This is a genomic window from Stenotrophomonas sp. TWI273 (assembly GCF_039674765.1).
GTDB lineage: Bacteria > Pseudomonadota > Gammaproteobacteria > Xanthomonadales > Xanthomonadaceae > Stenotrophomonas.
Map to the genome: position 1 here is coordinate 140,768 of NZ_JBDJOA010000005.1, position 21,880 is coordinate 162,647.

Below are 21,880 nucleotides of genomic sequence, written 5' to 3' on the forward strand. Positions count from 1 at the left end.
CTCAGGCAAAGGGGGCGCTATTGTAAGCCGGCACGGCTTTCACCGCACCTTTACGAATTCACGCCCGGGCGTATGGTCCGGGCGCGGGGTGAAGGGTTCAGCGTGGCGGGCACTGGAAGGCCAGGAAACGCTGGCTGCCATCGGCGGGCAGGCCCGAGGCCTGCACGGCGTTGGCACCGGCGCTGGGCGCCTCGTTGCGGGCCAGGGTTTCCAGCTCCTCCTGCACGCGCAGCGGGTTGCGGTTGTAGAAGCCGACCTTGCTCTTCACGGTCACCACCACCTCGCCCTTGCTCTGGCAGCCGCTGGGAACCGCACCGGCCGGCAGCACGCGGACCGTCTTGCCGGAGGACTCGATCGGCACCCAGGTGCAGGCGGAAACGCTGAGGATCAGGGCGGACAGAAGCAGAATGCGCATGGACAAGGCCTGGCTGGAATACGTAAGGGAGTGTGCGGGAAACAACTGAATCGGGGGTGATCAGGGGCCGGGAGGGTTCCCGGCACCTGAGGGGCGGGCCAGCGCGATGGCTGACCCGCTGTCGGCATCACCGGGCCTTGGGGGCCGCGGCCGGGGCCGCCGCCGCCGGAGCAGCCGGAGCAGCCGGAGCCACCACCTTGCCTTCGGCATCGATCACCTGCACCTGGCCGAGGTTGAGCGCACGCACCGGTGCCTCGGTCTGCTTGAGGTCACCGACCACCACCCAGGTCAGCGCGTTCGGGTCCAGCGTGGCCGCGGCCTGCTGCACCTGGGCCGGGGTCATCGCCTCGATCTCGGCCTTGCGCTGGACCACATAGTCGTCCGGGCGCTGGTAACGCACGATCCCGCTGATGGTCCCCATCACCGCGCTGGCGGTCTCGTAGGCGCCGGGCAGGCTCAGGTTCTGGATGTTGCGGATGCGCGCCACTTCGGCCGGGGTGGCCGGCTTGGTACCGCTGGCGAACTCGGCGATCTCCTTGCGCATCTCCTGCATCGCCTCGGCGGTCTTGTCGATCTGCACCGGTGCGCGGGCGCCCCACGGGCGCTGGCCCAGGGTGTTGCTGGCGCTGCTGCCGGCACCGTAGGACCAGTGCTTCTGCTCACGCAGGTTCATGTTCAGGCGCGAGGTGAAGTCCCCGCCGAGCACGCCATTGGCGATGTCGAAGCGGGTCGAACCCGGGTCCTTGGACGAGGGCACCACCTGGCTGGCGAACAGGTTGGCCTGCACCGCGCCCGGCTGGTCGATCAGGTACACCCGGGCCTGGGTCGGCCGTGCCACGTCCACCGGGGCCTTGACCTGCGGCGCCGGACCCTCGGCCTTCCAATTGCCGAGCTGGCGTTCCAGCAAGGGCACGATTTCCTTCAACGTGGTATCGCCGACCACGATCAGGGTGCCCTGCTCCGGGCGCAGCCAATCGCGGTGGAAATCGACCAGGTCTTCGCGGGTCATGGACTGGATGTCCACTTCATTGCCGCTGCCGGTGAACGGGATCGCATACGGATGACCGGCGCCGTACAGCAGGGTCGGCATCACGCGCATCGCAACCGCGCTGGGGTTGACCTTCTCCTGCTGGATGCCGGCGATCCAGGTGGCCTTGACGCGATCGATCTCGGCCTGGTCGAAGCGCGGCTGGCGCAGCATGTCCGCATACAGGGCCAGCGACGGGGCCAGGTTTTCCTTCAGCGCGGACAGGTACACGCTGGTGCTGTCCAGCGAGGCGGAGGCATCGAGCTTGGCACCCAGTGCATCGGCGGCATCGGCGAACGGCAGCGCGCCGAGCTTGCCGGCGCCCTCGGTGAGCAGCCCCATGGTGAAGTTGGCGGTGCCGGACTTGCGGCCCTGGTCGGCGGTGAAGCCACCCGGGAACTCATAACTGAACTGCACGACCGGGATGTCGTGACGCTCGGCCACGATCACCTGGGTGCCGTTCTTCAGCGTGGCGCGGTGCAGTTCCGGGAATTTCAGATCCGGGAAGGTCTTGGTCTGCGGCACGCCGGTGCTGCGGTCGACCTGCTTGGCCAGGGTCGTGAAGCTGGGGTCCACGGCGGGCACGGTGAACGGCTTGGGCGTTTCCGAAGGCAGTTCGGCCAGCGCAACGCGCGCGCCCGGCTCGACCACGATGGTGTGGTCGCCGGCGCCCAGCCACTTGGCACCGACATCGCGCACCTGCGCGGCAGTGGCCCCATCGATGGTGGCCAGCGACGTGCGGAAGCAGCCCGGGTCGCCTTCGTACACGGTGCACTCGGCCAGCGCGTCGGCCTTGCCGCCGAAGCCACCGATGCGCTCGATGCCGCGGATGAACCCGGCGCGGAAGGCGGTCTTGCCACGGCTGAGCTCATCGGCGGTCGGACCGTCCCTGGTCAGGCGCTTCACCTCTTCATCGATGATCGCCTCGACCTTGGCCGGGTCCACGCCCTGCTTCACGCTGGCCATGATCACGAAGTTGGAGCCCAGCTGCGAGCTGTAGGCGCCGGCGCTGATGTTGTCCACCAGCTTGTCCTGGTGCAGCAGGCGCTGATCCAGACGCGAGGACTTCGCACCGCCGAGGACCTGCGCGAACAACTGCAGCTGGTCGATGTCGGTGGTGCCGACCTGGGCGACGTTCCACGCGCGATAGATGCGCGCCTGCGGCACCTTGTCGGTCATCACTTCGCGCGTGCTCTTCTCGCGCTTGGCCACGTCCACCTTGGGCTGGGCCATGCTCGGGCCGGCCGGGATGTCGCCGAAGTACCTGGCGACCTTTTCTTTCGCGGTGGCCACGTCGATGTCACCGGCCAGCACCAGCACGGCATTGTTGGGGCCGTACCAGGTGCGGAACCACGTTTTCACGTCGTCCAGCGAGGCCGCGTTGAGATCGTTCATCGAGCCGATCACGCTGTGGTGATACGGATGGCCTTCCGGATACATCGCGCGGGTCAGCTTTTCCCAGACCTGTCCATACGGCTGGTTCTCGCCCTGGCGCTTCTCGTTCTGGACCACGCCACGCTGTTCGTCCAGGGCCGCCTGGTCGATCGCGCCGAGCAGATGGCCCATGCGGTCGGACTCCATCCACAGCGCCATGTCCAGCGCGGTGGTCGGCACGTTCTCGAAGTAATTGGTGCGATCGGTGTTGGTGGTGCCGTTCTGGCCGGTGACACCCACCTGCTTGAAGGGCTCGAAATACTCGCCGTCGTGGTTCTCGCTGCCCTGGAACATCAGGTGTTCAAACAGGTGCGCAAAGCCGGTGCGGCCGGCCGGTTCGTCCTTGCTGCCCACGTGGTACCAGATGTTGACGGCCACGATCGGCGCCTTGCGGTCGGTGTGCACCACCACGCGCAGGCCATTGGGCAGGGTGAACTGCTCGAACGGAATATCGACCTTGGCCACCGTGGCCGGCTTGGCCAGGACCGGTGCCGGCGCGAGTGAGCCCAGTGCGGCGGAGAGCGCTACAGCCAGCAGCGCGGCACGCGGTCGAAGTTGGACGGCCATTCCGGTTCCTTGGTCATGAAAGTGAAGCCGGATGCTAGCGCGCCGTCCGGGCAAAAGGCATCGGCCAACAGTCATTGGGGGGGAAACGGACAGCGCACACGCCTGCCAGCGGACACCTGTCCGGACGGCGGACACCCCCATTCCCCCGAAAAATCCTTTGAAATCAACGTTGAAAAGTTGGCACGCGTCCTGCGTGGTACTGGGCGAAGGAAACAGGGATCAAACCGAAACTGACTGGGCGCTGAACAAAAACAAGAAAGACCAAATTGTTCTTGCAAGCCCCCGAATCGGTGTACTACCTTACTACCACACCACTGCTCACCAACACTAAACAGGACCTCGCCATGAACACCAAGACGCTCGCCATCGCCATCGCCCTCGCCGCCGGCTCCGCATTTGCTTCGTCGGTGCAGGCCGCTCCCGCCATCGTCACCCTGGACACCGTGCAGGTCCGCCCGTCGGCCGACCAGATCGCCCAGGCCGAGGTTGAGCGCACCAGCAGCATCCCGACCCTGGCCGTCGTGGAAGTGCGCCCGACTGCCGGCCTGATCGCCGATTACCGCGCCGAACTGGCCGCCAACCGCCGCGTCACCACGCTGGCCGCCGTTGAAGTGCGCCCGACCGCCGAACAGCGCCAGGCCCTGGCTGCCGAGCAGACCCGTGACCGCGGCTACGTCGCCACCTTCACCGCTGCCGCCACCGCCGTCGCCAACGAAGTGATCATCAACCTGCCGACCCTGCAGGTGCGTCCGTCGGCTGCCGATCTGCAGGCCCTGGCCCTGGAAACCGCCGCTGCCGCCGCCTCGACCCTGATCCGCCAGTAAGCCGTAGCTGCGGTCCCCCGCAGCCACGGCGTACACTTCGCCGATGACTGCCACGCCCACGTTCCATGTCGTTCTGTTCCAACCCGAAATCCCGCCGAACACCGGCAATGTGATCCGCCTCTGCGCCAACACCGGCGCGCGGCTGCACCTGATCGAGCCGCTCGGTTTCGACCTGAGCGACAAGCAGCTCAAGCGCGCCGGCCTGGACTATCACGAATACGCCCGACTGCAGGTCCATCCAGATCTTGAGACCGCCCTGCAGGTGATTGCGCCCAAGCGCCTGTTCGCGCTGAGTACCCGCGGCAGCGTGCGTTACGACACCCAGCAGTTTGAAGATGGCGATGCCTTCCTGTTCGGCCCGGAAACCCGCGGCCTGCCCCAGGACCTGCTCGACAGCCTGCCCCACGGCCGCCGCCTGCGCCTGCCGATGCAACCGGGCAACCGCAGCCTCAATCTGTCCAACACGGTCGCGGTGGTGATGTACGAGGCGTGGCGCCAGAACGGGTTTGCCGGCGGGGAATAAGATGCCGTGCCGACCACCGGTCGGCACCTACCGGTGACACAGGCACCTGCCGGCCGCGTAGCACCTGACCGTTGGTGTAGCACCTGACCGTTGGTGTAGCACCTGACCGTTGGTCAGGTGACCTCAGAACGCATTGATCCCGGTCAGCTCGCGCCCGATCACCAGCTGGTGCACGGTCTCGGTGCCCTCGTAGGTGATCACCGATTCCAGATTGAGTGCATGCCGGATCGCCACATGCTCGGTGGTGATGCCGGCGCCACCGAGCAGGTCGCGGCACTCGCGCGCGATGTCGATGGCCATGCGGCAGTTGTTCCACTTGGCCAGGCTCACCTGCTGCGGCTGCAGCTGCCCGGCGTCCTTCAGGCGCCCCAGCTGCAAGGCCAGCAGCTGCGCGGTGGTGATCCGCCGCGCCATGTCGGCCAGCTTGATCTGCGCACTCTGCGTGGCCGCTACCGGCCGGCCAAACAGCACGCGCTGCTTGGTGTAAGCCAGCGCTTCATCCAGGCAGGCCACCGCGGCACCGATCGGGCCCCAGCTGATGCCATAACGCGCCTGGTTCAAACAGCCCAGCGGGCCTTTGAGGCCCTGCACGTTGGGCAGGCGGTTACGGTCGGGCACGCGCACATTGTCGAAAAACAGCGCGCCGGTGAGCGAGGCACGCAGGCTCATCTTGTGCTTGATCTCCTGCGTGCTGTAGCCGGCCATGCCCTTCTCGAGCACGAAGCCCTGGATGCCGTCTTCGGTGTGTGCCCAGACGATGGCGATGTCCGCCACCGGCCCGCTGGTGATCCACATCTTGCTGCCGTTGATCAGCCAGTCACTGCCATCGCGCACCGCGCGGGTCTTCATCGCCGCCGGATCGGAGCCGCCATGCGCCTCGGTCAGGCCGAAGCAGCCGATCACCTTGCCGGTGGCCATGTCCGGCAACCAGCGCAGGCGCTGTTCTTCGCTGCCGTAGGCGTAGATCGGGTACATGCACAGCGAGCTCTGCACCGAGACGAAACTGCGCAGGCCCGAATCGCCACGCTCCAGTTCCTGGCAGATCAAGCCGTAACTCACCGCGTTCAGTCCGCCGCCGCCGTACTGCTCGGGCAGGCTGGAGCCGAGCAGACCCAGTGCAGCGATCTCGGGGATCAGTTCGTCCGGAAAGCGGCCTTCATCAAATGCATCACCGATGATCGGCAGCACCCGGGTATCAGTGAAGCGCGCCACTGTCGCCTGCACCGCGCGCTCCTCCTCGCTCAGCAGCGAACGGATATCGAACAGATCGAACGGATTGAGTGACATGGCATCCCGGCAGGTGGCGGTGGAACAGGCCCCCATTGTGGTCGTTGTGCAGGAAGCGGCCAAGGGACGGCGCCGCAGCGCGGTTGCTGCGCCGCAGCATCCCGGTATCCAGCACGCGCCGACACCGCTCTCATCGTCGGCGATCTAGGCTTACATGCGCCGTGCCGGTACTCTGGCGCACTGATCCACCGTTTCGCCGTGGTGTGACACGCGCGATTCCCAGGCAACCGCCGCCGTTCAACCCGCGGCACTACCCAAGAGTTACGCAGCCCCATGAGCGAAGAAATCAACGTCCTGCCCCCGCGTGAAGTGATGGAATTCGATGTGGTGATCGTCGGTGGCGGCCCTGCTGGCCTGGCCACGGCGATCCGGCTGCGCCAGCGCGCCATCGAGGCTGGCCGCGAGCTGTCGGTCTGCATCCTGGAGAAGGGCTCCGAACCCGGCGCGCACATCCTGTCCGGCGCGGTGATGGACCCACGCGCGTTGACCGAACTGTTCCCGGACTGGGCCGAGCGCGGCGCACCGCTGAAGCAGAAGGTCACCCGCGACGAATTCCTGTTCCTCAATGAAACGGGGTCGCGCAGCACGCCCAACGCGTTGCTGCCGGAGTGCTTCCACAACGAAGGCAACTACATCGTCAGCCTGGGCGAGGTCACCCGCTGGCTGGCGCAGCAGGCCGAAGCGCTGGAGGTGGCGATCTTCCCCGGCTTCCCGGCGGCGGAAGTGCTGTACAGCGACGACGGCGCGGTGATCGGCGTGGCCACCGGCGACATGGGCATCGAGAAGAACGGTCAGCCCGGCCCGGCGTTCGAGCGCGGCATGGCGCTGCACGCCAAGTACACGATCTTCGCCGAAGGCTCGCGCGGCCATCTCGGCCGCCAGCTGATCGCCCGCTTCCAGCTCGATGCCGGCAAGGATCCGCAGGCCTACGGCATCGGCATCAAGGAACTGTGGCAGATCGATCCGGCCAAGCACGAACCGGGCCTGGTGGTGCACGCCGCCGGCTGGCCGCTGGACAACGCCACCTACGGTGGCGCGTTCCTGTACCACGCCGAGGGTGGCAAGGTGTCGATCGGCTATGTGGTCGGCCTGGACTACAGGAATCCGTGGCTGAGCCCGTTCGAAGAGTTCCAGCGCTTCAAGACGCACCCGGACATCCGCAAGCACCTGGAAGGGGGCAAGCGCATCGGCTACGGCGCGCGCGCGATCACCGCCGGCGGCCTGATGTCGCTGCCCAAGACGGTGTTCCCCGGTGGCGCGCTGGTCGGCTGCGAGGCCGGCTACCTCAACGTCAGCCGGATCAAGGGCAGCCACGCCGCGATCAAGACCGGCATGCTCGCCGCCGATGCGGCCTTCGATGCGCTCGCCGCTGATCGCCAGCACGACGAGTTGAGCGCCTATCCGAAGGCGTTCGAGAGCAGCTGGCTGCATGCCGAGCTGCAGCAGGCCAAGAACTTCAAACAGTGGTTCAAGAAGGGCCAGACCGTGGCCACGCTGATGACCGGCATCGAGCAGTGGCTGCTGCCCAAGCTGGGCATCCGCAACCCGCCGTGGACGCTGCGCCACAGCACGCCGGACCACGCGTGCCTGGAGCCGGCGTCGAAGCACGCGAAGATCACTTATCCCAAGCCCGATGGCGTGCTCACCTTCGACCGCCTCAGCTCGGTGTTCCTGAGCAGCACCAACCACGCCGAAGACCAGCCCAGCCACCTGACGCTCAAGGACGCCAGTGTGCCGGTGCGGATCAACCTGAACGAATACGCCGGGCCGGAAGCGCGTTACTGCCCGGCGGGCGTGTACGAGTTCGTCGGCAGCGATGGTCATGAGCAGTTGCAGATCAATGCGCAGAACTGCGTGCACTGCAAGACCTGCGACATCAAGGATCCGACCCAGAACATCGTCTGGGTGACCCCGCAGGGCGGCGGCGGCCCGAACTACTCGGGGATGTGACCGGCCCGACCTGCGACCACCGGTCGCAGGTCATCGGATGCGGCAGGCGCCACCGCGCTCGCTATCCTGAGCGTCCTGTTGGACCTGACCGTTGCGCCATGGCCCCTGCTTTCCGATCGACATTGGCGTTACTGGCCTGCCTGCTGCTGGCAGCGTGTTCGCGCACCCCGCAAACGCCGGAGCAGGCCCATCAGCAGGATCTGCAGCGCGCGTTCGCGATCTGCGCCGGCTGCCACACGGTCAGCCCCGGGGGCGTGCACCGCTTCGGCCCGAACCTGCACGGGGTGATCGGCCGGCGCGCCGGCAGTGTCACCGGCTACCCGTACTCCACCGCCATGCGCGAGGCCGGGCTGACCTGGAACGAGCAGACCCTGGATGCGTTCCTGCGCTCGCCGACCCACGTGGTGCCGGGCACCCGCATGGTCAACACCACCGCCGACCCGGAGCGCCGGCGGCAGGTGATCGAATACCTGCAGCAGCAGCGATGATCGGCAGGGCGCCGGTCAGGACGCCTGCAGCTGCACCAGATAAGCGCGCAACGCCGCATCGAATGCGCTGACCGCCTCGGCGTGCGCCGCCACGCCTTCGTCGTCGACGCGTTCCATCAGGCTGCGCGCCTGTAGCGCCAGCGCATCGGCCCCCAGCGTTGCCACGGCCCCCACCAGCCGGTGCAGCACATTCACCAGCGCGGGCCCGGCCTGCGCATCCAGGGCTGCCTGCAGCTTCACCAGATCCTCGGCCGAGGCCGTGCACAGGCTCTCGATCAGCACGCCAGCCACGTGCTCCGAACCAAACCGGCGCACGAGCGCGGCCCGGTCCGGCGGTGCGTCATCCGTACCCGATGCCTGCACCGCGCCGGACGGCGGGCGATCCCCGTCCGGCAGCCACTGCACCAGTGCCTGGCGCAAGGCGCCCAGTGCGACCGGCTTGGCCAGCAGATCGTCCATGCCGGCCTCGCGGCAGCGCTGCAGATCGTCCTCCATCGCGCTGGCGGTCAGCGCGATCACCGGCAGCCGGGCGCTGCCGCGGTCGCGCTCCTGCTCGCGGATGCGGCGGGTCATGGCATAGCCGTCCATGACCGGCATCCGGCAGTCGGTAAGGACCAGGTCGAAACGGGTACGCGCCAGCAGCGCCAGTGCCTGTTCGCCGTTCTCGGCCAGCACGTGTGGCAGGCCCAGCTGTTGCATGCGCCACCCCATCAGCGCCTGGTTGGTGGGATGGTCCTCCACGATCAGGATGCGCCGCTGCTGCACTGCGGTAGGCAACGGCACCGCCTGCGTGTGTTCTTCCGCGGCGCCGGGCTGTTCGTCCACCGGCACCACCGGTACGGTCAGCAGCACCTCCACGCGCGTGCCCTCACCGGGCACGCTGTGCAGCGTCAGCGTGCCATGCATCATCGCCACCAGGCGCTGGCAGATGCTCAGCCCCAGCCCGGTGCCACCGTACTGGCGGCTGGTCGCCGCGTCGGCCTGTACGAACGGCGCGAACAGCCGTTCGCGCTGCTCGGGCGAAATGCCGATGCCTGTATCGCGAACGGTCAGGCGCAGCCGCTGCGCGCCGTCGGCCTCACCGTCGAGCACCGCCAGCGCGATGCCGACCTCGCCGGCACGCGTGAACTTGATGGCATTGCTGAGCAGGTTGAATGCGATCTGCCGCAGGCGCATGCCATCGATCAGGTGCATGGCCGCGAGCGCGTCGTCGATCTGGATCTGCAGGTCCAGTCCCTTGGCCACCGCCTGTGGGGCAAGCAGCTGCTGCACATTGCCAAGCAATGCGCGCAGCGCGACCGGATGCGGTTGCAGCGACAGCGCGCCGGCCTCGATCTTGGAGTAGTCCAGCAGGTCATCGAGGATCTGCCGCAGCATCTGCGCCGAGTCCTCGATCACGCTGATGATGCGGCGCTGCTCGCCATCCAGCGAGGTATGCGAGAGCACCTCCACCATGCCCAGCACGCCGGACATCGGCGTGCGGATCTCGTGGCTCATCGTGGCCAGGAATTCGGATTTGGCGGCGGTGGCGCGCTCGGCGGCCGCCTTGGCCAGCGCCAGCGCGTCGGCCTGGGCGCGCGCATCGGTCACATCGATCCAATAGCCGCTCCACAGCAGCACCCCGTCCTCGGCGTCGTAGGGCAGCGCGCGCGAACGTACCCAGCGCAGCATGCCACTTGGGCGGGTGCGGAATTCCATGTCCAACGGGGCGAAGTCACGCGCGGCGCTTTCCATGGCCTGGCGCACACTGGCGCGATCACGCTCGTCGATGCGCGCCATCAGCGCGCTTTCATCGGCCATCGCCTCGGCCGCAGTCAGCCCGAACAGCGCTTCGGTGTCACCGGCGATATACGGCAGCGACAGCCGGCCATCCCGTTCGCGACGGCCCTGGTAGACGATCGCCGGCAGGTTGTCGGTGACGTCGGCCAGGCGCTGCTCGGCACGGCGGCGCATCGCCACTTCACGGCGCAGGCGCCAGTGGCCCCACCCATGGACGAGCAGTGCGGTCAGCAGCACCAGGGCCAGCGGCACCGCCCAGCGCGCGATCCTGCGCCAGTCCAGATCGCTGCGGTACTCGGCCGACAACCAGTCGCTGCGGATCGCTTCGTGCTCGCGCGCGCTCATGTTCAACAGCAGGCGGTCGAACGTGGTGGCCAGCGGCGCGTACTGGCGTTTGACCGCCAACGACAGGCGATCGCTGAATCCTGCCGGCGCTGCCACCTGCAGCTGCGCGGGATAGTGATCACGCACGATCCGATCGATGACGGCCAGGTTTCCGATGTAGGCATCGGCGTCTCCCTTGGCCAGCCGTGCCAGCGCCAGTTCGGCGCTGCGCGCGGGCACGATGCGCGCATTGGGGGCCTGCTGCAGGACATACCCGCGCAACCGCTCCGGATCGGACAGCAGGATGCTGCGGCCATCCAGATCGGGCACGCCCAGCACCGATGCACTGCCACTGGCTGTCACCACGACGTTGGGAACGGTGATGAAGGGCTGGCTGAACACCCAGCCGTCGCCCAGGTAGTTCGAATCGTTGGGGATGCCCATGATCGCGTCGACCTCGCCACGGCGCAGCTGCTCGCGCACATCGAACCAGTCGTGCGCCGGCACCCGCGTGAGCTGCGCCCCCACCGTGCGCAGCAGGCGCAGGTACTCGGCCGAGACACCGCTGGGCCGGTCGGCACTGTCGATGAAGGCCAGCGGTGCCGCGTTCGGCGCGAAAGCAAGGCGCAGCGGCGTTTCCAGGACACGCCGCTCCGCGTTGCCCAGGATCACCTGCGACTGCACCGACCATCGCGGCGTCGGGAGCCAGCGCCGTTCCAGGCGCTCGCGCTCGCGCTCGGCGAGCGCGGCCAGGCCCATGTCCAGCGCTTCAGCCAAGGGCTGCTTGGCGTTGGGCACACCGAAATGCAGCCGCTCCGGTGGCAGGTCGCTGGGGCGCAGCAGGCTGACATCGGTCAGCCGTCGCTCGGCGATCAGGGTCGTGGCCACATAAGCGTTGCCGATGTAGACATCGGCCTCGCCCCTGCCGACCATGGCCAATGCGGCGGCGGTGCTGGCCGCGGTCACGCGCCGGGCTTCGGGAAAGCGCGCGCGCACTTCGTCGCTGGTGACGAACTCGCGCTCGGTGACCACGCGCAGGCCGCGCAGGTCAGGATCAGACGATGCCCGGGTTTCGCCGGGGCGGCCCACCAGCGCCAGTGGCGCATGGGCATAGGGGCGGGTGTAGACCATGCAGCGCGTGCGATCAGCGGTGAGGGTGATGTTCATCACCACATCGACTTCGCCCCGACATGCCGCCTCCAGGACGTCGGTCCAGTCGCGATACATCCGCACCTGCACCTGCACCCCCAACTGCCGGGTCAGCAGGCTGAGATAGTCGTAGCCGAGGCCGACCGGCGTGCCGTCGCGCATGGACTCGAATGGCGGCCAGCCGCTGTCGTACATACCCAGGATGATGGTAGGGTGCCTGCCAAGCCACTCGCTCTGGTGGGCGGGCAAGGGAGGCGACGAAGCAGCGGATGCCTGCATGCCCATCGCCATCGCGAGCACGAACAGAACCAGCCAGCGAACGACGTGGGTACGCATGCTGCCTGATCTCCGTAGAATGACATTCCCATCCCGGCACGGCCCGACGGCTGCCTCACAGGCAATACTAGTCCATGACCCTGCGCATTATCATTGCCGATGACCATCCAGTCGTACGGATCGGCACGAAGGCCGTGATCGAATCCAGCGGCGTTGGCCAGGTGGTGGCCGAGGCCAGCACCGTGGCCGAGCTGATGACCGCACTGGGCGACCACGAGTGCGATGTCCTGGTCACCGACTACTCCATGCCCGGCGGCGCGCAGGCCGATGGCTTCGCGATGATCGCCATGATCCGCCGTCGTTTTCCCGAGCTGCCGGTGCTGATGCTCAGCGTGTCCAACAATCTGGCGATCCTGCGCATGGTCGTCGCTACCGGCGTGCTGGGGCTGGTCGACAAGACCTCGTCGATGGACGAACTGCCGCTGGCGATCCAGACGGTGCAGCGTGGCATGTCCTACGTCAGCCTGTCGCTGAAGGAACGCATTGACGCAATCGGCACGGAGAGTGTCGAGGAAGGCGAAGCCCGTCCCCTGTCACCGCGCGAAGTGGAAGTGCTGCGTCTGCTCGGCAGCGGCATGACGGTCAAAGAGATCGCCATCCATCTGCACAAGAGCGTGAGCACCATCAGCCGCCAGAAAGGCGATGCGATGTTGAAGCTCGGTCTGAAAGGCGACGCCGAGTTGTTCGATTACCTGCGCGACGGCGAACGCTGATCCCAGACGCCCGATAGCGGGCGCGTTTCTCATTTTTCTGCGCCGGCGATGCACCGTCATCGTCGCGATGCAGTGCGCGCGTGCATAGCAGATCGCGTCGGCAAAGTTCCCCGGAATGCCCTTGTATTTATGTACTGCTCAGTTTGATATTCAGGGCTAATTGGGGTGACTAACGGATAATTCACACCTGTCGCCAGCAGCGATTTCCCCTCCCCTCTGCTGGCGGACAAAACCAAAAAATACAAAGGTGTCCCCGAAAATGAAGACTTCCCTGCTTGCTCTGGGTCTGCTGGCTGCACTGCCGTTCGCTGCGTCGGCAACCGACGGTCTGTCGTACAACTATGTTGAAGGCGGCTACGTGAACACCGATGCCAAGGGCGGCGGCGCTGATGGTTGGGCGGTGAAGGGCTCGGTCGCCGTGGCGCCGAACTTCCACATCTTCGGTGACTACAACGCGCAGGAAACCAAGCGCGGCAGCAACGATGTGGACCAGTGGAAGGTCGGTGTCGGCTACAACTACGGCATCGCCCCGACCACCGATCTGGTCGCCCGCGTTGCCTACCAGAAGTTCGATCCGAAGCACGGCCTGGACTTCAACGGCTACTCGACCGAAGTCGGCGTGCGCAGCGCGTTCACCCCGAACTTCGAAGGCTACGTGATGGCCGGTTACGAGGATTACAGCAAGAAGCACGGCATCAACCCGGACGGCGAGTTCTACGGCCGCGTCGGCGCCCAGGCCAAGCTCAACCAGAACTGGGGCCTGGCCGGCGAAGTGAAGCTGGCCAAGGGCGGCGACAAGGAATGGTTCGTCGGTCCGCGCTTCACCTGGTAATACGCGATACGCAACACCGCGGTACGTTGTTGGATGGCGCGGTCTCTCTCCCCTGCGCCATGAAGCCCGGCTCACGCCGGGCTTCACTTTTACAGCAGCCGACCAACGGTCGGCTCTACCTGCACGGCCGTCGCGGTTTTTTTGCGGTTGGCATGGCGACACCCTCGTCGGTACGCCACGAAACAACCCGGCCACGTGCCGGGTTGTTTCGTTCTGGCGTGGCCCAGCGCCCGACCCATCCGCCGTCGCGCCTGAAGGGACTCAGAGCGCGCTTCATGCCTGCAACGCGGATGGAAGAAGAACCCAAAAAAAACCCCGGCGTCTGCCGGGGTTTTTCGTGCCTCACTTGAACAGCGTGTCCGGATACTCCGGCTTCTGCTCGCGTGCCAACAGCGCACGCAATCCTTCTTCCGGCGTCTGCTCACCGTGCAGCACCGCGCGCACGCGGTCGGAGATGGGCAGGTCGATGCCGTGACGGCGCGCCTGGCGCATCACCTCATCAGCGGTCTGCACCGACTCGACCACCTGGCCGATCTCACGGACCGCATCGGTCAACGTCTGGCCACGGCCCAAGGCCAGGCCCAGGCGACGGTTGCGTGACAGATCGCCGGTGCAGGTCAGCACCAGATCGCCCAGCCCGGCCAACCCCATCAGGGTCTCCGGCTTGGCACCGATCGCCGCGGCCAGCCGCAGCATTTCGTTGAGGCCACGGGTGATCAGGCCGGCACGGGCGTTGAGGCCCAGCTGCATGCCATCGGCGACGCCGGTGGCCACGGCCAGCACGTTCTTCATCGCACCGCCGAGCTCGGCACCGACCATGTCATCGCCGGTGTAGGCGCGGAACGCCGGACCGTGCATGGCATCGGCCACCTGCTGGGCGAAGTCCGGCGCGTCACCGTGCACGGTGATCGCGGTCGGCAGACCCTGGGTGACCTCCTTGGCGAACGACGGACCGGTCACCACCGCCAGCGGCACGTCCGGCCCGAGGACCTCACGTGCCACTTCGTGCAGGAACCGACCGGAGCCGGGCTCGAAGCCCTTCGTCGCCCAGGCCACGCCGGCATCGGCCGGCCGCAACGGTGCCAGCGCACGCACGGTTTCACCGAAGGCGTGCGAGGGCACCACCACCAGGATCCAGGCAGCGTCCTTGACGGCAGCGGCCAGATCGGTGGTCGCGCGCAGCGACTCGGGCAGCGGAATGCCCGGCAGATAACGGGTGTTCTCGTGGCGCTGGTCGATGGCCTCGACCATCGCCGCATCGCGCCCCCACAGCACGGTCGGATGACCGTGCCGCGCGAGCAGGCTCGCCAGGGCAGTACCCCAGGAGCCGGCGCCGAGAACCGCGATTTTGTCTGCGTGGTTGCTCATCCGTACTGCAGCGCCGATCAGGCGTTGCCGGCCGGCTCGGAATCGGCGAGCGAGGTTTCGCCCTGTTCCTGGCGCTGGCGCAGGGTTTCGGCGTACAGGCCTTCGAAGTTGATCGGCTGCAGGAAGAACGGCGGGAAGCCGCCGGCCTGGATCAGCTCGCTCACCAGCGAACGCACGTACGGGAACAGGATGTTCGGGCACTGGGTGCCGAGCAGCACGTCGATCGACTGCGGGTCCAGGCCGACCAGGCCGAACACGCCGGCCTGCTGCACTTCGGCCACGTAGGCGGTCTTCTCGCCGGCCTTGCAGGTCAGGGTCACGGCCAGCACGACTTCGAAGGCGCTCTCGCCCAGGCGCTGCACGCGCTGGTTCAGGTTGAGCTGCAGTTCCGGCTGCACGGCGTCATTGAAGACGGCCGGAGCGTTCGGCGATTCGAACGAAACGTCCTTGACGTAGATCTTCTCGACGGTGAACGAGGGACCGGTTGCGGCGTCGACCGGCGCGACAGCGCCGTTGGTGTTCTCTTCGGACATTTCCTGTTGCTCCAAAAATGAATGCTGTAAAAACGGATTGTTACATGCCCTGCGATGGGGGCGCTGTGCGCCGCGTACAAGGCGTGCGCTGCAATCCGATGGGGATCAGTTGCGGCCCTTGACCAGCGGCAACTCGGCCTGCTGCCACGCCGGGATGCCACCGTCGAGCACGTTGACCTGGGTGAAACCGGCCTTCTTGAGCGCCTTGGCGGCCGTCTCGGAGGCATTGCCACTGCGGCACACCAGCACCACCGGGCTCTGCTGGGCCTTGGCGACCAGCTTGTGCTCCGGACCGAACTGCGCCGGCTGCACGTTGCGGCTGCCCGCGATATGGCCCTTCTCGAAATCGCTGCTCGAAGACAGATCGACCACGATGGCGCCACCGGCATTCATCAGCTGGGTCAGTTCCGCCGGCTTGAGCGACTTGAAGCCGCGGAACAGGCGGCGGACTTCGGTCACGATGATGGCCACGGTCAGGCCGACCAGGGCCATCGACAACATCGGGTTTCGGCCGGCAAAGGCCAGCAACTCTTCGTAATTCACTAAGATCACGGGTCGATAAGCGGGCGCCGATTGTCGCACATGCGGGCGAATCGGCGTCCAGCCCCGTGCGGGCGGGGGTCAGCGTTCCTGCCAGAGGTCCGGCAGGCCGTTGGCCTGGAGCCAGCGCTTGCCCTCGGCGTCCCAGCGCCAGATCTCCCGGACCCGTACCGTCCGCTCGGACTGGGTGTTGTTGTTGATCACCCGCACCTCGGCGTTGCGCCCGACCCGGCCATCGGGCAGCGGCACGTTGTCGCCGGCGCGATAGCTGGAGATCTTCACCTGCTCGAAGCGGCGCAGTTCCAGGTCGGTCATCGGGTGGGCACGGGCATAGTCGGGATCCAGGTACGGCAGCGCGTCCTCGACGGTGCCCCAGCGCATCGTGGCGTCGTACTTGACCTGGGTCTCCTCCAGTTCCTTGCGCTGCTTCCTGGTGGTCTTCTGCTCGGCAGCCAGTGCGCTCACGCTGGTCAGCGCGAACAAGGCGATCAGCAGGATCTGAAGCGTACGGCGCATGCGAATTCCCCAATAGGCAAGGCGCCCATCCTACCGCCTGGCGAAGGCCACGAAACGGCCGCTCAGTTCCGCCGCGGCCTTGTCGCCCTCGCCCGGCTGGCGGGCGGTGAGGCTGATGCGGGCCTTGCCGCGCTGGGCGAAGGTGGCCAGGAAGCTGTCCCAGTCGGTTTCCGCATCGGCCTGGGCCTGTGCGTGCAGATCGCCATAGACCGGGGCGAGGTAGCGGATATGGCTGTCGGCGACGTAGACATCCGCATCGAACCCGGCCAGGCGCAGGCGCAGGGTCACCAGCGCCCACCCGGACAGGGTCAGGGCCGAGGCCAGGCTGCCACCGAAGGCATTGCCCTTGTCGTTGACGTTGGCCGCCAGCGGAGCGTGGATGTGCAGGACGCCATCGCGGTAGTCGTGGACCCGGATCTGCATGGCCGCCACCGGCGGCATGGCATCCAGGACATGCTGCAGCGCGGACAACTGCGCCGGCAGGGAATCGGTTGCGGACATCTGGCTGATCACGTCACATCGAAGGGCTCGCATAATGCCCGCAATGAACACCGAAACGAAAGTCGCGCCCTGGACCCTGATCTCGCTGCGCCCGCGCGGCCAGCATGCGCCACTGCGGCGTGCGGCGAAGGCGGCGGGTGCCCACCTCATCGCGCTGTCGCCGTGGGCGCTGCAGGCCCAGCGCGATACTGCCACCCACGCCGACCTCACCGCCGCGCTGGCGGCCGAGCGGGTGGTCTTCAGCAGTCCCGCCGCGGTGCAGGCCGCCGCGCGCCTGGTGGATCTGGCCGCACCCCACCCGGGGCAGTGGCTTGCCGTGGGCGCCGGCACGGCGGCGGCGCTGCACCGCCAGGGCGCGCAGGACATCGCCGCACCGGCACGGATGGACAGCGAGGGCCTGCTTGCGTTGCCGGCATTGGCTGACCTGCGCGGCCTGCGCGCGGGCCTGGTCACCGCCCCCGGCGGCCGCGGGGTGATCGCGCAGACCCTTGAGCAACGTGGTGCCCAACTGCTGCGCGCCAACGTCTATGCGCGCCAGCCGCTGCCGCTGGCCCCGCGCGCCCTGCAGCGCCTGCGCCGTGCGGCCATGCCCTGGGTGCTGGCGCTGAGCAGCGGCGAGGCCCTGGCGCTGTTGCTGGCGCAGTTGCCCGACGATCTGCAGGCACCGCTGCGCGCGGCCACCGTGGTGGCCGCCAGCGAGCGGCTGGCCGCACAGGCGCGCGCCGCAGGCTTCGGGCAGGTGCGGGTCGCCGCCGGGCCGATGCCGGCACAGTTGGTTGCGGCTGCACACGCCGCGCTCATCCCGCCCGCATCTTCCTGAACAGGGAGCCGGGGCGGTCTTGCAGGGGCCTTGGGCGGCGGGCGATGCTGTGTGCCACGTCGCTCGCCAGCCAAGCGGATTGCCCGGCGCGCGCGACAAGGATGCCCGTATGAATGACCCTGTTTCGCCCCCCTCTCCGAGCCGCCCCCTGCGCTGGATCGTGCCGATCACGGCGCTTGTCGTGTTGGCCGGCGGCGGCGCCTGGGGCTGGACGCAGTGGCAATCGCGACAGGCGCAGGAACGACTGCGGCAAGAGAACGACCAGCTGCAGGTGCAGGGCCTGCTGGACAGCGTGGAAGCACTGCGCCGCGACCAGCGTTCGACCTCCCAGCGCGTGCAGGACGCCGCCGCCACCAACCGCGTGCTGCGCGATGAAATGCTCGGCCTGAGCCAGCGCAATGCGCTGCTTGAAGAGAACCTGGCCAAGCTGGCCGACAGCACCCGCCACGGCGCGCAGGCACTGCAGCTGGAAGAAGCCGAACTGTTGTTGAGCCAGGCCGGCCAGCGGCTGGCCTATGCCGATGACGCAGAAGGCGCCAAGCGCCTGTACGCGTTGGCGGCCGCCTCGCTGGACGATGTGCAGGGGAACGAGTATCTGAACCTGCGGCAGGCATTGATGCAGGAGCGCAATGCGGTGGACGCGCTCGGCCCCGGGGTGCGCGCGCAGACCCAGGCACGGTTGGCCCGGTTCGCCCAGGCCCTGACCACCCTGCCCGAACAGATCGACGCCCCCGCCGATACCGCTGGCGCCACGCCCTGGTGGCACCAGGTGCTGGCGCCGTTCGTGACCATCACCCCCACCCGCCTGCAGGGCCCGCTGACCGAAGCCGACCGCGTGGCCGCGTGGGATTCGCTGCAGCTGGAACTGACCTTGGCGCGGGCAGCGGTGGAGCGCGGCGATCAGCCGGGCTATCTCCAGGCGCTGGACCGCGTTGCCCTGTGGCTGCCGCGGCTGTGGCCGGATTCACCTGCTCTGCGCGAGCAACGTGCTGAACTGCAGCAACTACGCGCCTGCGAGCTGCGTCCATCGCTGCCCGAACTGGGCAGCACCCTGCAGCAACTGCGCTCGATGCGTAACGGGAGATAATCGATGAAGCCCTTTCAATCTCTGGTGGTCCTGCTCCTGGCCGTGGCCTTGGGCGTGATCGCCTCACAGTGGCTCGGCACCGAACAGCTGCGCCAGTTCGGCGAAGTGATCTACCGCTACGGCGGCACCGACTACCGCTCCACCGTGCCCCAGGTTGCCCTGATGGTGCTGGTCGGGCTGCTGGTGCTGTGGCTGTTGTGGAGTCTGCTGGCCTCGCCGTTCCGCGCCTGGGGCCGCTACCGCCGCAAGCAGGGCCGCGCGCGCCTGACCGAAGGCCTGCAGGCGCATGAACACGGCCACTGGCAGCGTGCGGAAAAACTGCTGACCAATGCGGCTGAAGACAAGGAAGTGAGCGCTGTCGCCATGGTGACCGCAGTGCGCAGTGCGCAGGCGCGCGATGACGACGCTGCGGTCAATCAGTACCTGCAGCGCCTGGCCACCGAAGATGCCACCAGCCATGCCCTGCTGCTGGCCGAGCGCCTGCTGGTGCAGGAACGCCCGGTCGATGCGATCAACGTGCTGGACGTTGCCGCGATCCAGCCGCTGCCGCCGCGTGGCCTGTGGCTGCGCACCGAAGCGCTGGCACGTGCCGATCGCGCGCATGAGGCCTATGGCCAGCTGGGCGCACTGCGCAAGCAGAAGGTCCTGCCGGATGCAGCCGTGGCCGAACTGGAAGTCCGCCTGGCCGCACAGTCGCTGCTGGAAGCCGGTGACGTCAACGCGCTGGCCGCACAGTGGGAAGCCACGCCAAAGGCCCTGCGCAGCGATCCCGATGTCGTCTCCGCCTATGCGCTGCGCGCAGTGGCACTGGACTGGGACGAACCGGCCCTGCTCAACCTCGAACAGGCACTGGACACGCGCTGGGACGAATCGGTGGTGACGCTTTACGGCCAGATGCCGGTGGAAAAGCTGGCCACGCGCCAAGCCAATCTGCAACGCTGGTTGACCACGCAGCCCTCCAGCCCCGCACTGCTGCTGGCGCTGGGCCGCATTGCCGCCCGTCAGCGCCAGCACACGCTGGCCGAGGATTACCTGCACCGCGCGATCGCCGCCGGCGCCGGCCCGGCCGCGTGGGAAGCGTTGGGCGAGGTGTTCCTGGATCGCGGCGAGACCGCACTGGCCTCGCAGTGCTTCGCCAATGCCCTGCGCCAGCAGCGCGGCGACGACAGCGTGGCGCTGGCCCGTGCATCGGCCACCCCTCCGCTGGATCCGATCGTGCCCGAGCGCGCCACCATCGAAGAGCAATCACTGATGGGCGAACCGGCCCCGGTGCAGGATCGCCTGCACGTGGAACAGGGGCGCGTGCACGTCGAAGAAGATCGCCTGCACGTGGAACGCGACGAGTTCGGCAATCCGCGCCTGCCGTAAAGGGCGACGCGGCACCCGGTAGTGCCGGCCGCTGGCCGGCAATGCGGGGCCTCTGAGACGGTGTGGAGGAGCCGGCCAGCGGCCGGCACTACCAGAGCCCAATGGTGCACATCTCCGCCAGATACAAAAAAAGAAGGCCGCCCCGGGGCGGCCTTCTTCGTTCAATGCAGCCGGCGATCAGCGCTCGACGATCGCCACCACGCCCATGCCACCGGCGGTGCAGATCGAGACCAGCGCGCGACCACCGCCGCGTTCGGCCAGCTGCTTGGCCGCCGTGGCGATCACGCGGGCGCCGGTGGCGGCGAACGGGTGGCCGGTGGCCAGCGAGGAACCCAGCGGATTGATCTTGGCCGGGTCGATCTTGCCCAGCGGCGCATCCAGGCCGAGGCGGTTGCGGCAGTAGTCTTCGCTTTCCCACGCGCGCAGCGTGCACAGCACCTGGGCGGCGAACGCTTCGTGGATTTCGTAAAGGTCGAAATCCTGCAGGGTCAGGCCGTTGCGCTTGAGCATCTCCGGCACGGCGATGGTCGGCGCCATCAACAGGCCTTCGCCGTGCACGAAATCAACGGCCGCCACCTGCGAATCACGCAGGTAGGCCAGCGGTTCGTGGCCGCGCGCGCGCGCCCATTCCTCGCTGGCCAGCAGCACCGACGAGGCGCCGTCGGTGAGCGGGGTGGAGTTGGCGGCGGTCAGCGTGCCGCGGCCGGAGACCTTGTCGAACGCCGGCTTCAGCGTGGCCAGCTTTTCCAGCGAGGTATCGGCGCGCAGGATGTTGTCGCGCTCCACGCCGCGGAACGGCGCGATCAGATCGGTGAAGAACCCGCGCTCATAGGCAGCGGCCAGCTTCTTGTGCGAGGACACTGCCCACTCGTCCTGCGAGTCGCGGGAGATGTTCCACTCCTTGGCCATGTCTTCGCAGTGGTCGCCCATGCTCTTGCCGGTACGCGGCTCGGCCACGCCGGGGAATTCGGGCTTGAGCTCGCTGAGCTTGAAGCCGCGGGTCAGCGCCTTGAGCTTGTCGCCGGTGCTCTTGGCGCGGTTGGCCGCCAGCAGGCGCGCACGCAGCTTCTTGCCGTACACGATCGGCACGTCGGAGGTGGTGTCCGAGCCGCCGCCGATGCCCGAGTCGATCTGGCCCAGCGCGATCTTGTTGGCCACCGCGATGATGGTGTCCAGCGAGGTGCCGCAGGCGCGCTGCATGGTGATGCCGGGCGTCAGCGGAGACAGGCCCGAGGACAGCGTGGCTTCGCGGCCCAGGTTCCAGTCGCTGGAATGCTTGATCACCGCGCCCATCGCCACTTCGCCGAGCTGCTGGCCGTGCAGGCCGAAGCGTTCGACCAGCGCACCGAGGGTGCGCACCGACATACCGAGGTTGCCGACGTCCGAATAAGCCGTGTTCTGGCGACAGAACGGAATGCGGACGCCGCCGAGGATGGCGACGGGACGGGCGTTGGGCATGGAGATACCTGGCATGGGAGGGGTGTCTGCAACATGGCCTG

General features: G+C 67.5%; 19 protein-coding genes. 9 read left to right on the forward strand and 10 right to left on the reverse strand.

The window, feature by feature from the left end; genetic code table 11:
- Window positions 1-97: 97 nt before the first annotated feature.
- Both ABE571_RS08860 and ABE571_RS08865 read right to left on the reverse strand, forming a co-directional pair.
- Window positions 98-415, reverse strand: a complete 318-nt coding sequence (locus ABE571_RS08860; RefSeq protein WP_046272272.1) for a DUF4156 domain-containing protein — start codon at window positions 413-415, stop codon at window positions 98-100.
- A 127-nt stretch (window positions 416-542) separates the two neighbouring features.
- Window positions 543-3,443: a pitrilysin family protein gene (locus tag ABE571_RS08865; protein ID WP_346493570.1), complete on the reverse strand. Its 2,901-nt coding sequence runs from the start codon at window positions 3,441-3,443 to the stop codon at window positions 543-545.
- A 344-nt stretch (window positions 3,444-3,787) separates the two neighbouring features.
- Between ABE571_RS08865 and ABE571_RS08870 the strand changes: the two genes are divergently transcribed.
- Together ABE571_RS08870 and trmL are read left to right on the forward strand one after the other, a co-directional pair.
- Complete coding sequence (locus tag ABE571_RS08870) at window positions 3,788-4,267, forward strand: hypothetical protein (protein ID WP_313212635.1); 480 nt, start codon at window positions 3,788-3,790, stop codon at window positions 4,265-4,267.
- A gap of 43 nt (window positions 4,268-4,310) precedes the next feature.
- Window positions 4,311-4,790 carry a tRNA (uridine(34)/cytosine(34)/5-carboxymethylaminomethyluridine(34)-2'-O)-methyltransferase TrmL gene (trmL, locus tag ABE571_RS08875; RefSeq protein ID WP_346481118.1) on the forward strand — a complete coding sequence of 160 codons (480 nt, stop codon included), beginning with the start codon at window positions 4,311-4,313 and terminating at the stop codon, window positions 4,788-4,790.
- A 123-nt stretch (window positions 4,791-4,913) separates the two neighbouring features.
- Here the strand turns inward: trmL and ABE571_RS08880 are convergent, their stop codons facing one another.
- Entirely contained in the window at window positions 4,914-6,077 is a 1,164-nt protein-coding gene (locus ABE571_RS08880; RefSeq protein ID WP_313212637.1) for an acyl-CoA dehydrogenase family protein, read from the reverse strand.
- Between the two features lie 273 nt (window positions 6,078-6,350).
- On the opposite strand from ABE571_RS08880, the gene ABE571_RS08885 reads away from it, so the two are divergent.
- Window positions 6,351-8,027 (forward strand): electron transfer flavoprotein-ubiquinone oxidoreductase, encoded by a 1,677-nt coding sequence (locus ABE571_RS08885; protein ID WP_346493571.1) that lies wholly within the window; start codon window positions 6,351-6,353, stop codon window positions 8,025-8,027.
- A 98-nt stretch (window positions 8,028-8,125) separates the two neighbouring features.
- Entirely contained in the window at window positions 8,126-8,515 is a 390-nt protein-coding gene (locus ABE571_RS08890) for a c-type cytochrome (RefSeq protein ID WP_313212639.1), read from the forward strand.
- A 15-nt stretch (window positions 8,516-8,530) separates the two neighbouring features.
- On the opposite strand, the gene ABE571_RS08895 is transcribed toward ABE571_RS08890, so the two are convergent.
- Window positions 8,531-12,103 (reverse strand): transporter substrate-binding domain-containing protein, encoded by a 3,573-nt coding sequence (locus ABE571_RS08895; protein WP_346493572.1) that lies wholly within the window; start codon window positions 12,101-12,103, stop codon window positions 8,531-8,533.
- Window positions 12,104-12,177: 74 nt separating this feature from the next.
- Here ABE571_RS08895 and ABE571_RS08900 point away from each other — a divergent pair, with 74 nt between their 5' ends.
- Both ABE571_RS08900 and ABE571_RS08905 read left to right on the forward strand, forming a co-directional pair.
- Complete coding sequence (locus ABE571_RS08900; protein ID WP_313212641.1) at window positions 12,178-12,816, forward strand: response regulator transcription factor; 639 nt, start codon at window positions 12,178-12,180, stop codon at window positions 12,814-12,816.
- A 259-nt stretch (window positions 12,817-13,075) separates the two neighbouring features.
- Entirely contained in the window at window positions 13,076-13,648 is a 573-nt protein-coding gene (locus ABE571_RS08905; RefSeq protein ID WP_346493573.1) for an Ax21 family protein, read from the forward strand.
- A 342-nt stretch (window positions 13,649-13,990) separates the two neighbouring features.
- Here the strand turns inward: ABE571_RS08905 and ABE571_RS08910 are convergent, their stop codons facing one another.
- From ABE571_RS08910 to ABE571_RS08930, 5 genes are all read right to left on the reverse strand, one after another.
- Window positions 13,991-15,016, reverse strand: coding sequence for an NAD(P)H-dependent glycerol-3-phosphate dehydrogenase (locus ABE571_RS08910; protein ID WP_121044455.1), 1,026 nt, complete (start codon window positions 15,014-15,016; stop codon window positions 13,991-13,993).
- Between the two features lie 17 nt (window positions 15,017-15,033).
- On the reverse strand, window positions 15,034-15,549 hold the full coding sequence (gene secB / locus ABE571_RS08915) for a protein-export chaperone SecB (RefSeq protein ID WP_019184891.1): 516 nt from the start codon (window positions 15,547-15,549) through the stop codon (window positions 15,034-15,036).
- Between the two features lie 105 nt (window positions 15,550-15,654).
- Window positions 15,655-16,092, reverse strand: coding sequence for a rhodanese-like domain-containing protein (locus ABE571_RS08920; RefSeq protein WP_121044459.1), 438 nt, complete (start codon window positions 16,090-16,092; stop codon window positions 15,655-15,657).
- A gap of 78 nt (window positions 16,093-16,170) precedes the next feature.
- Window positions 16,171-16,605 (reverse strand): hypothetical protein, encoded by a 435-nt coding sequence (locus ABE571_RS08925; protein WP_121044462.1) that lies wholly within the window; start codon window positions 16,603-16,605, stop codon window positions 16,171-16,173.
- A 30-nt stretch (window positions 16,606-16,635) separates the two neighbouring features.
- Window positions 16,636-17,106 (reverse strand): YiiD C-terminal domain-containing protein, encoded by a 471-nt coding sequence (locus ABE571_RS08930; protein WP_026070058.1) that lies wholly within the window; start codon window positions 17,104-17,106, stop codon window positions 16,636-16,638.
- 43 nt (window positions 17,107-17,149) lie between these two features.
- Between ABE571_RS08930 and ABE571_RS08935 the strand changes: the two genes are divergently transcribed.
- The 3 genes from ABE571_RS08935 (at window position 17,150) to ABE571_RS08945 (ending at window position 20,381) form a co-directional block, all read left to right on the forward strand.
- On the forward strand, window positions 17,150-17,926 hold the full coding sequence (locus tag ABE571_RS08935) for a uroporphyrinogen-III synthase (protein ID WP_346462732.1): 777 nt from the start codon (window positions 17,150-17,152) through the stop codon (window positions 17,924-17,926).
- A gap of 109 nt (window positions 17,927-18,035) precedes the next feature.
- Window positions 18,036-19,013, forward strand: a complete 978-nt coding sequence (locus tag ABE571_RS08940; protein ID WP_346493574.1) for a hypothetical protein — start codon at window positions 18,036-18,038, stop codon at window positions 19,011-19,013.
- Between the two features lie 3 nt (window positions 19,014-19,016).
- Entirely contained in the window at window positions 19,017-20,381 is a 1,365-nt protein-coding gene (locus ABE571_RS08945; protein WP_346493575.1) for a heme biosynthesis HemY N-terminal domain-containing protein, read from the forward strand.
- Window positions 20,382-20,558: 177 nt separating this feature from the next.
- Here ABE571_RS08945 and ABE571_RS08950 read toward each other — a convergent pair whose 3' ends face one another.
- A complete protein-coding gene (locus tag ABE571_RS08950; RefSeq protein ID WP_346493576.1) occupies window positions 20,559-21,854 on the reverse strand; it encodes an acetyl-CoA C-acetyltransferase in 1,296 nt (431 codons plus the stop codon).
- Window positions 21,855-21,880 lie beyond the last annotated feature (26 nt).

Bases quoted from the DNA above. Each gene is read 5' to 3' on its own strand.
- ABE571_RS08925 (WP_121044462.1), bottom strand. From the start codon at position 16,605: ATGCGCCGTACGCTTCAGATCCTGCTGATCGCCTTGTTCGCGCTGACC.
- ABE571_RS08905 (WP_346493573.1), top strand. From the start codon at position 13,076: ATGAAGACTTCCCTGCTTGCTCTGGGTCTGCTGGCTGCACTGCCGTTC.
- secB (WP_019184891.1), bottom strand. From the start codon at position 15,549: ATGTCCGAAGAGAACACCAACGGCGCTGTCGCGCCGGTCGACGCCGCA.
- ABE571_RS08865 (WP_346493570.1), bottom strand. From the start codon at position 3,443: ATGGCCGTCCAACTTCGACCGCGTGCCGCGCTGCTGGCTGTAGCGCTC.
- ABE571_RS08950 (WP_346493576.1), bottom strand. From the start codon at position 21,854: ATGCCAGGTATCTCCATGCCCAACGCCCGTCCCGTCGCCATCCTCGGC.
- ABE571_RS08890 (WP_313212639.1), top strand. From the start codon at position 8,126: ATGGCCCCTGCTTTCCGATCGACATTGGCGTTACTGGCCTGCCTGCTG.
- ABE571_RS08885 (WP_346493571.1), top strand. From the start codon at position 6,351: ATGAGCGAAGAAATCAACGTCCTGCCCCCGCGTGAAGTGATGGAATTC.
- ABE571_RS08880 (WP_313212637.1), bottom strand. From the start codon at position 6,077: ATGTCACTCAATCCGTTCGATCTGTTCGATATCCGTTCGCTGCTGAGC.
- ABE571_RS08945 (WP_346493575.1), top strand. From the start codon at position 19,017: ATGAAGCCCTTTCAATCTCTGGTGGTCCTGCTCCTGGCCGTGGCCTTG.
- ABE571_RS08940 (WP_346493574.1), top strand. From the start codon at position 18,036: ATGAATGACCCTGTTTCGCCCCCCTCTCCGAGCCGCCCCCTGCGCTGG.
- ABE571_RS08860 (WP_046272272.1), bottom strand. From the start codon at position 415: ATGCGCATTCTGCTTCTGTCCGCCCTGATCCTCAGCGTTTCCGCCTGC.
- ABE571_RS08870 (WP_313212635.1), top strand. From the start codon at position 3,788: ATGAACACCAAGACGCTCGCCATCGCCATCGCCCTCGCCGCCGGCTCC.
- ABE571_RS08910 (WP_121044455.1), bottom strand. From the start codon at position 15,016: ATGAGCAACCACGCAGACAAAATCGCGGTTCTCGGCGCCGGCTCCTGG.
- ABE571_RS08895 (WP_346493572.1), bottom strand. From the start codon at position 12,103: ATGCGTACCCACGTCGTTCGCTGGCTGGTTCTGTTCGTGCTCGCGATG.
- trmL (WP_346481118.1), top strand. From the start codon at position 4,311: ATGACTGCCACGCCCACGTTCCATGTCGTTCTGTTCCAACCCGAAATC.
- ABE571_RS08935 (WP_346462732.1), top strand. From the start codon at position 17,150: ATGAACACCGAAACGAAAGTCGCGCCCTGGACCCTGATCTCGCTGCGC.
- ABE571_RS08930 (WP_026070058.1), bottom strand. From the start codon at position 17,106: ATGTCCGCAACCGATTCCCTGCCGGCGCAGTTGTCCGCGCTGCAGCAT.
- ABE571_RS08900 (WP_313212641.1), top strand. From the start codon at position 12,178: ATGACCCTGCGCATTATCATTGCCGATGACCATCCAGTCGTACGGATC.